Origin of the sequence: Leptolyngbya sp. AN10, from assembly GCF_050565645.1 — a bacterium.
Classification (GTDB): domain Bacteria; phylum Cyanobacteriota; class Cyanobacteriia; order Leptolyngbyales; family Leptolyngbyaceae; genus Leptolyngbya.
In genome coordinates, this window is the sequence record NZ_JBNXVP010000008.1 from 1 (window position 1) to 12,602 (window position 12,602).

Here is a 12,602-nt window from a genome sequence, read left to right on the forward strand (position 1 = left end):
GTAGAGTTTCTCAATCTTTATTCTAGTCTCAAATCAATCTCATTCTTGATCCCGATCTTGGTCTAAAACTTGATCTCGATGCTGGACTACGTAATCGTCATTTGGTCAATATGATTGTCGCCCAACAGGCGGAATTTCAGGTAAGTGAATCTCTGGGTGTTTCGGAGACTCACATTCATCTGAAAAAAGATTCTGCATCGGTGGATCGGCAAGCGAAGGAACTTCTCGCGTTTGCGAAATCATCATTGCAGTAAATGCCCCTGCTTCAATGATTTCATTGCCTCGCTTGATCTCATAGTTTAATGCGTTCAATCCTGGAATCATTGCAAAATAGCGGGAACTATGAACAGTGCCCTGTTTGACGATCAAGGATTCTGAGCGATCGCTTTGACGATATTCTCGATCAGTATATGGACTAGGATTTTGGTCGATTCCTGGAGTCACATTGCGAATGATCACGCGCAGACCCGCAGCAGGAGGAACCGTTTTCGAGAGGAATCGCGCTCTAGATCCTTCCGGGGTCTTTTCGACAGTGGTGGTCGTAGCGTAAGTTGGGGGAATGTAGAGCGTCCCGACACACCGCCCAAGTTGAGTCATTGTCCGAATAGTCTTGGTCTGCTCTTGCGTTACTAGACTTCCTTCGTTGAAATTGTGTGAATCTTCAAATTGAAATCCCGCTCGACTACCATTTAGTGCCGATTGTAAGCGGATCAAACTAGGGGCAATTACTGAATCTCCTGTGAATTTTTGAAATTGTTTTTGCGATCGCATCAACGCTTCGACTTCTCTCAGTCTGTCTCGAACAATAGTATCTCTTGGATCAAGCGATTGAGCTTTCCGATAGGCTTGAACTGCTTGCTCTAACTTTCCTTGCTGCTGTAGGGCTTGCCCCAGTCCTCGATACGCATATGAAAACTGTGGATTGATCGAAATCGATTGACGATAGGTTTGGATCGCCTCGTCTAGTTTTCCCTGGAGTCGGAGTGCATCAGCAATGTAGGCATAAGCGAGAATGTCTTTACTGTTGAGCGCGATTGCTTTGCGATAGGTGGCGATTGCAAGATCATATTGACCTCGATCGCTTAAGAAACTGCCTCCCATGCGGTAAGAATAGCTACTGCCACGAGAGCTATAGCTATCTGCACGAATGACTTCAGCAGCTTTTCGATAAGAGTTCACCGCTTGGTCTGATTTTCCTTGCTTTCGCAAAACATCACCCAGGGCAAAGTAAGCATTTGGATCTGCTGGAAGAAGTTGCACGAGCTTCTGGTAGGTCTCTGTTGCTTCATCAAGGCGGTTAAGTTGCTCGAACGTGCCTGCTAATTTGTGGTGGTAAATCCTCACGTTTGGACCTTTGGGATTTCGTTGAATTGCTTGCTGGTAGAGCGGAATCATTTCTGTCAAACGATTTTGCTCCGCAAGCAACCCACTGTAGAGGTCGTAGGCATACCAATCATCGAGGTTCATTGCACTCTGATAAGCAGCCATTGCATTCGTAAATTCACCTTGGGATCGAAGCACGATTCCCAATCCAACATAAGCTTTACTCAGCTTCGGATCAATTTCGATCGCTTTTCGGAAAATGGCGATCGCTTCATCTCTTTTGCTTGAACTGGTTGACCTAACGATATAGTAAACCTGGTCAATCGGTGCAGCGACTTGAACTGGAGCGAGAGTAGCACCGAGCATATAGTAAACTTGGGCGTTCGGTGCAGCAACTTGAATGGCTCGACGGTAAAGCGCAATCGCGGCTTCAGGATTATTTTGATTGTTTCTAAACAATTCAGCGAGTCCCAAGTAAGCTTCAACCTGCTCTGGAGCAAGGGAAATCGCTTTTCGGTAAGCCTCGATCGCTTGCTGATTCCTGGTACGAAGACGCAGGAGATCACCTAGATTAACGTATGCCATAACATTTTTGGGATCTCTCCTCAGTACCGTCTTCCAAATCGCTTCTGCTTGTTCAAGCTGATTCCTGTTTAGAGCAGCATCGGCTTGTTGCGCTAATTGCTCGATCGATTGAGCAGCGACAATTTCTGGGACGGTTGGAATCGATACCATCAAAACAAGAGCGCAGAAATAAGCAAGTTTCATATTAAGCACCAAAAAGCTGTTTGAATTCAATTGAGCGTTATCGTACAACAAGTAAGAATCGTCCTTGCTGCTTGCCTTGGGCAGAGGTGACGATCGCAGTGTACTTGCCAGATCGAGGCAACCGAACTGATGAGACAGCCATATCTGCGGAGTTTTGCTGAGCTTTTATCGGAACGGGAATGTTCTTCGGATCGAGTAAGTACAAGCGCGGCTCAAAATCCTGGCTCGATGCGACGATCGTGATTTGTTGATTAGGCTGTCCTTGAAATTCGTAGGCTTGAAACCGATTATTGTTAGCAAATGTGGGATCTCCAGGTTGTAGATTACCCTCACGAAACAGGAGTAGAGGCATGACAGTCAGCACATAGGCTCCTTGCTGCCCGCGTTGTTGTGCATTCGCAACTACGCGGTAAGTTCCACGCTTGGGCAATCGCAGGATTAGAACTGAACGAGTTTCATTTTGGGGATTGTTATTCTCTGCAATCAATTTTCCATCTGAATCGAGCAGAGCTACGACTGGAGGAAAGCTCTGACTCTGCATCCGCACCAAAACAGCCTGCCCAGCCTCTGCTTGAAAGTCATAAGCATCATAGTAACTTCCGTTCCGACAGTAGGCAGAACTCTGCACAGTTAACCGTCCTGAGACTAACGTTTCAGGATATCTGATCGCGATCGGGGTCGCATCGGGTTGGTCAGCCCCAACTGCCGTCATCTGCAATTTTCCTGAGCGGTAATCTTGAAGAAAGGCACGAACTTGAGAAACCGCGATCGCAAAAGAAATCCCACGAGCATCGGAGCGAATGCTAGTATTCACTCCCACGATCGCCCCATCTGCATTCAACAAAGGTCCACCTGAGTTGCCAGGATTTAATGGGACACTGGTTTGGATCTTGTCCTCGGCAATCCGACTAACGACCCCTTCACTAAAAGAGCCACTATAACCGAAGGGATTCCCGATCGCATAAACGGGCTGCCCTAGATGCAGAGATTGATTTTCTGCTAGAGCTAGAGAGGGCAAATTCGGCGCGTTTCTAATTTGGATCAGTGCTAGATCAACACAGTTCTGCCCCAAAGCCACAACATCCGCGACGAACTGCGTTCCATTCTGTAGGACGATCGTGACCGTACGATCGCGCCCAACTACATGAGCATTAGTTAACACAAGTCCATTAGATTGCAGGATGATTCCACTGCCTTCACTGCTCTGCGTCCGAATGGAAACCGTTGCTGAACTTGCCTTTTCAGCGACTCGTTCACTGGCTGATTTTGAAGCAGCGACAGCGATTAATCGTGAATGCGTTGGGATGAATTCGGAACCTGCTAGCATTGCAAAAGTCGTTGCGATCGGAATGAGAACTGAAGCAATGTGTTTTCTTGATTGCATGAGTGCCCTCCTTAGAGCAGAAATAAAATTAGGAACACCGAAGTACCTGTGAGTGTGAATAGTTCTTTTGCAAGTTCGTTTGTCGTTCGAGGCTGAAGCTGCCGTAAGTTTGCAGCATTTGTAAATCTTCAGGGCGCAGCACGGTTTGCACTTCTTCTGATACATCGTTAAACAAGATCACGTTCTCGATGCGACGTGATTTGTGCTGATGCTGTTGGTAGAGTTCAGCATAGCGTTGGATGACTTGTTGCCACTGAGACGCAGGGCAATAACTCCGATCGATCAAGATCGTAATAGCTGGCGCTCCAGCGTAGCGACTAATCAGCCAGCCTGCAACGACAAATGTAAGTGTACTAAGCCCCAAGGTACGAAAAAGAGGGATGTTGAGCATGGTCATAGATTAGTTTGCAGTAAGTCTTTGAGTAAGCTTTGTACTGTTTCAGGTGTGCCGCTAAAGACTTTGCCTTCTCGAATCGCGGCGATTTCCTGTAATTCCTGCTGATTTACCTCACCATAGGCGAGGGGATAAATCTTGACCCCGCTGTGCTGAATCACCGATTTAATCTGATCCAGTTGCAATCCATCTGTCCGTTCTCCATCCGTTAGCAGCAGCAGATAAAAACGTCCATCCGGATCGCTCTTCTGTTTCTCCATCAGATCCAGCAGTCCAACTGCTAAAGCATCATACAAAGCGGTATTGCCATCAGGTCGAAGCTGATCGATCGCAGCAATGAGCCGCTTCTGTTCTAACTCATTGAACGGGGCTAAATTGCTCCATCGAGTCGTTTGATTACTAAAAGTCAGGAGTCCAACCTGATTGCCTCGATTAATTTCTCGACTTGCTAATCGGAGGGCTTGCTGGACTGATTTTAGGCGACGATCTGTTTCCATCGAGCCACTGGTATCGACAACCAACTGCATATAAACGGTACGTCCTCCATCTTTGCGCTGTTTCCAGACGGATTGAGCAGCTTTGATCACATCTCCGCTCGGTGTGGGTAAAAACTCAAACGACTTGAGCAAATCAGTCGGCATTGTTCCTTGTTGATCGCTCAAAGATTGCTGAGGTGCTGAAGTCGCAAATTCAGCAAATTGAGCTAATGCTTCTCGTTGAGCAGGCGTGTTCCAATCAAAACCTAATAAAGGATTGTTGTGGGGAACACCATAAGGAACAAAGCCAATCTTCTCGTAGCCTTTGACTTGTTTCAGTTGGGTATATCCTCGACACCCAGAAGCAAACACTTGAAGCTGGCTCGAATCTTGCAAGAAAGCATCACTGAGATCTCGCGATGTGACTCCCGTGATCACAACTTGTTTCTGAAACGCATCAAATACGGATGTGACTTGAGGCAGTTGAACATCATTGACGGTAAGAAGTTTGCGATCCTTCGGAGCTTCGCGAAGCGAATCGCGATCGTGTCCAGCCGCGTGCCAGAAAATGCTGTAGAGCAAATTCAACGATGAGGAACTGCTATAGGGATTGGCATATCCCAGCTTTAACTGTCCAGTCAGAATCGCATCAAGTAAACGAGTAAAGCTGACTTTTCCACCCGATGCAAGTTGCTGATAGGCTTGGGGCGCAATTACAAATCCACCACAATCTGGCATCAAATCAGCTTTAATCACGATTGGCGTAATGCCTTCCTGTTTGAGCAATTCTGACCATAGTAGACTAGACGGGCTATATCCCGCAGGCTGTGCAGCTTTTGCTGCGATCAGTTTTGCACCGATTCCAGATGGGATACTACGAATGCCGACTTGAATTAGCTCTCCAGTATTAGTTCGAGCTTGCTGACGATTGAAGGCTTCTGCAACCTCAACTAGCCAGCGTTCATTCTCGCGATCGGCGTTACCTTTTTCAGTAGAACTCAAGATTTCAAGATAGACTGTTTTAGCATTTTTGTCAGGTTTAGCACCATAGAGTGGAAAGCTATCTAGGCTTGGCAAGGCATCGTTTAGGGGTGGAACGCTCATCTGCCGAGCAATGCTATCTGGAATCAGAGCAGAACGAACTTGAATCCCAGAGACTAATGTTTTGAGATGCTGGTAGGCTTCTTCAGGCGAGTTGACAGACGAATTAGGACTGCACGCCCAAAGTAAAGTGAAGCTGAGTGCAAGCGCGAACCAGCGTCTGAAGCGTTGTTTTTTCATAATTCTGTGAGAAAGGTTTGGTTTGTGGCAATCAGGATCTGCAACTGAGCTAGAGCGACAGAGAACTGAGATGCGTCTTTCAGCGCAAGCTGATCGTGAATCTCTTGCAGCGAGAGATAAGATTCTTGCAGCCGAGTCGCGCAATTTTGAATAGTTTGTGTAGTCTGTTGTTGAGCGAGGTTGGTTTTAATCTGTTGCGAAGCTTGCAGGGTTTGAGTCGTTTTTTCGAGTAGGGCAACAATGGTGTGGAGGGTTTCGAGCAGATCTGGAACTAAAGTTATATCATGCTGTGCGATTTGAGTTGTGAGGTGCTGGATCTTAAGCGCTCCTTGACGGAATGGTTTCCATTGCACCTTGGCTGCGGGGGGAATTTGTTGGTCAAATGCATTGACATAATTCAGAAACACAGAGGTTTGGAGCAAATCAGTTGCAGAATTCATCAGCATTTGACGAATCTGCCAGTACCAAGCGAGTAAAGTCATGAGGCAAATTCCTGCACCAACTAGGAATACGATCGGTCGAATGCCGACGTTGAGTACAAAGATCAAATAGGCAGTGCTAATGCCTAGCAGCAGATAACGGGTTTCGGGCAGTCGAATCATTCTTTGATGCAGAGCATTCATGGTTTAGCGCACTCCATTTGGGACAGAGTGCTGGACGACTGAAAGTGCTGGATCAGGGGGAGGTGCGAGATCATCTGATTTTGCGGGAGCAATCAGACCGCCCCAGATAAATCCCAGTGTGAGCAAACTTAAAGCAGGGCTGCTCATTTGAGCGATCGCGAAAATTGTCTTGCGTTGAATTGCGGAGAGAAATAAGGCTTGCATAGCAGGATTCACTGAACTCAACACCTTTGATTAAACGCTGTGGGTATCCGAGTTCAGATCGCAGATCCAATCGAGTTTGAACGAGTTTGAAACGAGTTTGATTAACGGCAGAAGTAACGACGATACAACTCGCAGCGAGGTCGCAGATCATCAATGCCTTTAATCAGTCCGAGGCTATGCAGTTCATACCTCGATCTCAGCGGCACTTGGGACAAGTCTGCATTAGAGGTTGCGATCGTTCGCATTGTCTTATCAAGATCCAAATGGGCAATGGTGCGTTCTAATCGCTCCAGGTATTCTCGATACACTGTGATCGCAGCAAATTCGTTCTGTAATACTTGAGCAAGAGACTGCTTTTGAGTCGCAAGATGATACAGCATCAATCGGACTAAAAACGGCATTCCACCCACGAATTGCCTCAGTTGTTCAACTTCAGTCTTTTGCCAATTCAGATCGTGGCGATGGGCTAACTCTTGAATCTGCTCAGATGTGAACTCGGTAAGTTCTATCGGTAAACCCACATTAAAAGGAGACTGATTCACATCCATCGGCACCATTCCCTCGATCGCATGAATCGCATGAACGAGGACAAGTCGAAAATTTTGCCAGATCCCCCCTAGCTTACTTTTCTCATTCATGACCCGCAGCAGCGCAAAGAAATCTGCACTCACAGATGAAGCTTCTAATATGCGATCGAGTTCATCTAAGCCCAATGTCAACGGCTCCGATAGATTTGGAAAGATGTACTTTTCAAAACACAAAATACAAGCTCGCTTGCTCCCTAGTGATTGAGCAAATTTTTCGTAAGCATTGATGTGTTCAAACAACTCTAGTTCTGAAGCGATCGCGCCATAAAACCAAGCCAGAAAGGTTGCTGAATCAGTCAAATGGGCAGAATCAACCTCTTGAAGACTGAGATAAACCATGCGATGTCCAGCTTGCTTTGCTTGATCGAGAACGCGCACGAGTAAGGAAGTCTTGCCAAACTGACGCGGTGCTTTAATCCGAATCAAAGCACCCACTTGCTCGATCTCGTCGTAGCACTGCTTCTCTTGGGAAGAGCGGGCGATGTAAAACGGAGAATCTAACCTGACTAATCCCGTTGGAAACTCCAGAATGACTTTACCAGGGGATGGGAGATCAGGCTCTAGCGGAGGCTCGGTTTCTTGATCCTCAATTTCGGGTGGAGGATCAGTTGGCGGAGGCTCGGCAATTTCATTCACATCTAGATCCAGTCGATGGCACAACTCAATCAATGTTCTGATATCCACTGGTTTCCCATTCAGGAAGTTACAAACCGTTGCCTGGGCAAATCCTGCATCCTCTGCCAACATCCTCTGATTCCAATATCCATGTTGGGGCAGCGATCGCTTCACTTGAGGAAGATATTCTGATTTGACCTGTAACGCCCTGCCCATCGCCAGTTCTCATAATCACTGCTCTTAGTTTAGAGGATAAGTCGATGAGAAGTCGATTCAAACTCGATTCAAACTCCACCCATAAGGCGAGAAAATAGGGATCAGACGTTTCTGGCTCACTCCATGACTCGATACAAAGTTGGCGGCAGCTTACCGCAAGATGCAGATAGCTATGTTCTCCGTCAAGCGGATGCAGATTTATCCGCAGCCTTAAAAGCGGGTGAGTTTTGCTATGTCTTCAATGCTCGGCAAATGGGGAAGTCTAGCCTGCGCTTACAGGTGATGCAACAGTTGTATGAGGTCGGGATTGCCTCCGCCACGATCGATATGACTGAAATCGGCTCCCAAGAGGTGACTGTCGAGCAGTGGTACGCCGGAATCGCCATGACCTTAGTGACTGAGTTTGATTTAGCTGATCCGATCGAGTTCCTTGACCAATGGTGGCAACCGCGATCGCATCTGTCACCGATTAAGCGAGTTGCACAGTTTCTAGAGACGGTTTTGCTCCAGCGTTTTCATCAGCCAGTCGTAATCTTTATTGACGAAATCGACAGTTTGCTGAGTTTGAGCTTCCCGACAGACGATTTCTTCGCACTGTTACGAAGTTGCTATGAGAAGCGATCGCAACAGTCCGACTATCAGCGATTATCATTTGTACTACTTGGCGTTGCAACCCCCTCAGATCTAATTCAAGATCGGCGACGGACTCCCCTCAATATTGGTCACGTCATTCAGCTTACTGGCTTTCAACTTAGCGAGGTTGAGCCTTTAATTGTAGGATTAGTCCCGGTTGCCCCTGATCCCAACACCTTAATGAAAACGATTTTGGATTGGACGGGCGGACAACCCTTTCTTACCCAGAAGGTCTGCCAGCTTGTGGTTCAGTCTGAAAATCGTAGCTCTGTTGAGGATCTGATCCGCGATCGCATTGTGCAGAATTGGGAATCACAAGATGAACCTCGGCATTTGAGAACAATTCGCGATCGTATTTTGATCAACGAGCAAACGGCAACTCGATTGCTCGAACTATACCAACAGATTCTCCAATCTCCACAAGGCATCCCTGGCAATCAAAGTTGGGAACATCAGCAATTGCGACTCTCAGGCTTAGCCGTTGAGCAGCAGGGGCAGCTACGAGTCTACAATCGCATCTATGCCACCGTCTTTGATCTCGACTGGATCGAGCGCGAACAGGCGAACTTGTGCCCCTATCAGCTTGAACTCAAAGCCTGGTTAGAGACAAGCGACAGTTCGCGTCTTCTGCGCGGTAAGACGTTGCAGGATGCACTGCAATGGTCACAGGATCGAAGGCTAAGTATTCAAGAAACTCAGTTTCTCCAGGCAAGTCAGCAGGAAGAATCTGCCGCCCTTAGTCGAGCAAACGACATTTTAAGAAAAGCAAGAAAAAAGGCACAGCGATCGATTCAAATGGGAATTGCTTTCTTAATTGCAACGATTGTGATTGCGATCGCACTCTTCTATAGCTGGCAACTCACTCATCAGGTCGCTCAGTTCGAGACGGTTAGCGTTCATGCCCTCAGACAATCTGAATTTGCTCCTCTAAGTACCCTAAAGCTAGCAATTGACAATGCTAGAAAGTTTCAGACCTTTCTCCATGCACCCTGGTCGCCCTATCAATGGACAACACAATTCAGCGACTACCCAACGACTAGCCCCGTACTAGCACTCCAAACGAGCATTGATAGCATCCAAGAACTAAATGAAATTGTGACCGATCAGCAAAGTATTAATACCGTTGTGTTTCTGGAGCGACGAAACCTCATCGCAACGGCTGGAGCGAATGGAACAGTAAAGCTATGGGATCGAAATCTCAGTGGGAATTTAGTAAAAGAATATGACATTCCAACCCAAGGCAACCAGAGCCGGAGCGTCAACAGTCTGCGCTTTAGCTCCGATGAGAATCAGTTTTTAACAGGCAGTGGAGACGGCTATGTGCGGTTATTTCAGTTAGAACACTCGTCAGGATCATCCCACCTGCTTTTCGAGACCCTTGCTCATGCAGGGGGAGTGTATAACGTTCGCTTTAGTCCAGATCAGACATTCGTTGCAACAACAGGCGAAAAAGATGGCAAGTTAAAACTTTGGACGTTGCGGAATAACCAACTTAGTTTAGCTTGGGAAGCGATCGCTCATGAAGGCGGAGTGATGAGTCTCCGTTTTAGTCCCCGTGGCGATCGCATGGGTACGGCAGGAAAAGATGGAACTGCGAAACTTTGGACTTTAGCAGGTGATTCGATCACACTTGCCTACCCTGACCAAAAAGGGGCAATGAACACTATTGCCTTCTGCGATGATCAGCACGGGGGCAAGTGTGATAGCTCGATCGCGACCGCAGGCGATGATGGAATTGTGCGGCTTTGGGATCAAAATGGTCAACCGCTCAAACGGCTTGCAGCACATGTCGGCTCAGTGCGAACCATTCAATTTAGTCCAGATGGTCGGCTTTTAGCAACTGCCGCTAGCCAAGACCCAACCTCTGCAACTGGAAGTTCAGTCAGAATTTGGCGGCTTCATGACGATCGCATGATTGCTGAATTCAAAGGACATCAAGGCGCGGTCGAAAGTATGCGCTTCGGGAAAGGCAAGCAACCTGAACAGCTACAGCTTACTACTTCTGGACGGGACGATAGTACATTGAGGCTGTGGCAAATCCCTGATTCCTTGATCGTTCAACGCCATCAGGGAACCATGAATAGTGTTCGCTTTAGTTCAGATGGTCAATCGCTGATTACGGCTGGAGACGACGGAACAGTGCGATTATGGGAGCGCAGCGGTACTCGCGTTGATCCGTTGCAAATCTTTGATGTCTACAAAAACAAAGTAAAGTTCATCACGAACCGCTTGTATCCTGACCCAACCCGTAATCTGATTGCGGTTGCAGGTGACGATGGATGGATTCGTTTTTTAGAACAGTCAGCAGATGCTAGCTTAAAGGAAGTTTCACAATTCAATGCAGGACAAGGGCGAATTGAAAGCATAGATTTTAACTACCGGAGTGAAATGAATGCGCCAAATCAATCCCTACTAGCAACCGTGGGCAATGATAAAACGATTAAGCTATGGCAAATTGATGTTCAGCAGAAACGAATGCTGCGGCTCGTTAAATCGTACAGTCGCCCTGTTCAAAGTTGGTCAGTGCGCTTCAGTGGGGATGGGAAAAAGTTAGCTGTGGGGGGCGATCGCGGTCAAGTGGCGCTAATTGATCTCGATACCAAAGAATTAAAGTTGATAACAGTAGATGAACAGACCTTGAGGCGAGTTCTAGTTGCGTTTAGCCCCGATCATCAAACACTAGCTACAGTCAGTTCGGATGGCATCATTCGCCGATGGTCGCGATCTGGAGATCCAATTGGCGAACTATTAAGAACAGATCAAGCGGGAACCAATAATATTAGCTTTACGAGAGATGGAGCCTCGATCGTCACGGTTGGTGCAGGAGGAGCAGTCCGTCTGTGGGATCTTAAAGGTCGCCAACTTGCAGATCTGCGGGTTCCCTGGGGACTCGTGAGAAGCGTGAACTTTAGCCAAGATGGACAATGGCTCGCAAGTTCAAGCGATGATGGCATTCCAAGGATTTGGTCGCTGTCCCAAAGGCTGGATCAACTGCTCGATCGTGGTTGTGATTGGTTAAAGCGAGAATATCTAAAGTCTCATACCTCGGATACGGAAGCACTCTGTCGCTAAAGTGCCAAACCCACTTCTTCTAGATAGTCCTAAATGAAGTTCTTCAAGCTAAATTGATCGCATTGGGGAGAAAAGCAAAAATAGAAAAAACCGATTAATGAATATAAAGAAAGCAACAGTCTAGCGACAAAGAGCGAGATTTCATAGTAGGAGTTTCCTCAATGTCGTATTATTGCAATCCTAAAGATCTAGCTCGAAAGCTTGCACTTGATCCAACTTACGGCGCTTCGGTCAGAGCAGTGAGTCAAGTCAATGCGCTTTATGATGAGTATCGATCGCTGTGCTACGGATTCCGCACCCTGATCTGGCGCTACACTCGCCGCCGTGTATTCTGGCAGCTTCTTCGGAATGGTGATCTTGCCGATTATGAAATTCCAGGAACACGGGGACGAAAAGATCCGTATACTGGAAAGTTCCTTTACCCCGACTATGATCAGCAACGTTTGTGGGAAGAAATCTTTGCACCTGCTTGGGAAGGGTTTGCAGAGGTGTTCGAGGAACAGTATCTCACCCAACTCGAAACCCGCGAAAGCCTCTTAGAGGAACAAGCGAGTAATGCTCCGAAGACTTTGAGAAAGCGAATTCAGAAGCTTCTTAAAGACGCGATCGCACGTCACGACAAAGAAGTATCGCTCGGTGCTGCTTGTGTAATCGATCGCGCCAAAACGAGCTATCGAGTTGGCTCAGGACAGCCCCCGACTACGCACAAGCTCACCGACACTGAACGATGCAATCTAATGCGAACCTACCTGTTGGCGATCAATCAAGAGCAACTTGAGCAGTACCAAGAACGCGCTGCCAATCAAGTGCCTCTCGATCACGCAGACACGCTGAATGGACGTGGACAGCTTTCAAACGTACCCGACTACCGACCGAAAGTAAAGTCCACGTTTGATCCAGAAGTAGTGCGGCAGAAGTTGCAAGCTCAAATGAATCAACAAGCGGATCAACTATTGATGGCGAATGGTTCTCCAGAGCTAGTGACTGCTGCGATCGAGTAGTTATCACTCGCAAAGTTCTCAATCT

9 protein-coding genes are annotated in these 12,602 nt (G+C 47.3%); 2 read left to right on the top strand and 7 right to left on the bottom strand.

The features are described from left to right. Positions 1-105: 105 nt before the first annotated feature. The 7 genes from ACQ4M5_RS13130 to ACQ4M5_RS13160 all read right to left on the bottom strand — a co-directional run bounded on the left by ACQ4M5_RS13130 (position 106) and on the right by ACQ4M5_RS13160 (position 7,871). Positions 106-2,091, bottom strand: a complete 1,986-nt coding sequence (locus tag ACQ4M5_RS13130) for a tetratricopeptide repeat protein (protein ID WP_430676073.1) — start codon at positions 2,089-2,091, stop codon at positions 106-108. Positions 2,092-2,128: 37 nt separating this feature from the next. Continuing rightward, entirely contained in the window at positions 2,129-3,475 is a 1,347-nt protein-coding gene (locus ACQ4M5_RS13135) for a S1C family serine protease (protein ID WP_430676074.1), read from the bottom strand. Between the two features lie 28 nt (positions 3,476-3,503). After that, positions 3,504-3,872, bottom strand: a complete 369-nt coding sequence (locus ACQ4M5_RS13140) for a hypothetical protein (RefSeq protein WP_430676075.1) — start codon at positions 3,870-3,872, stop codon at positions 3,504-3,506. Further along, a complete protein-coding gene (locus tag ACQ4M5_RS13145; RefSeq protein ID WP_430676076.1) occupies positions 3,869-5,626 on the bottom strand; it encodes a vWA domain-containing protein in 1,758 nt (585 codons plus the stop codon). Before ACQ4M5_RS13145 ends, ACQ4M5_RS13140 begins: the two co-directional genes overlap by 4 nt. After that, positions 5,623-6,249: a hypothetical protein gene (locus ACQ4M5_RS13150; protein WP_430676077.1), complete on the bottom strand. Its 627-nt coding sequence runs from the start codon at positions 6,247-6,249 to the stop codon at positions 5,623-5,625. Before ACQ4M5_RS13150 ends, ACQ4M5_RS13145 begins: the two co-directional genes overlap by 4 nt. A gap of 3 nt (positions 6,250-6,252) precedes the next feature. Next, the gene (locus ACQ4M5_RS13155) at positions 6,253-6,453 is read right to left on the bottom strand and encodes a hypothetical protein (protein ID WP_430676078.1); all 201 of its coding nucleotides are present in this window, start codon (positions 6,451-6,453) and stop codon (positions 6,253-6,255) included. Between the two features lie 101 nt (positions 6,454-6,554). After that, positions 6,555-7,871, bottom strand: coding sequence for an AAA-like domain-containing protein (locus ACQ4M5_RS13160; protein WP_430676079.1), 1,317 nt, complete (start codon positions 7,869-7,871; stop codon positions 6,555-6,557). Between the two features lie 123 nt (positions 7,872-7,994). Here ACQ4M5_RS13160 and ACQ4M5_RS13165 point away from each other — a divergent pair, with 123 nt between their 5' ends. Together ACQ4M5_RS13165 and ACQ4M5_RS13170 are read left to right on the top strand one after the other, a co-directional pair. Further along, complete coding sequence (locus ACQ4M5_RS13165; RefSeq protein ID WP_430676080.1) at positions 7,995-11,576, top strand: AAA-like domain-containing protein; 3,582 nt, start codon at positions 7,995-7,997, stop codon at positions 11,574-11,576. Between the two features lie 161 nt (positions 11,577-11,737). Further along, positions 11,738-12,577, top strand: coding sequence for a hypothetical protein (locus ACQ4M5_RS13170; RefSeq protein ID WP_430676081.1), 840 nt, complete (start codon positions 11,738-11,740; stop codon positions 12,575-12,577). The last annotated feature ends 25 nt before the right edge of the window (positions 12,578-12,602 follow it).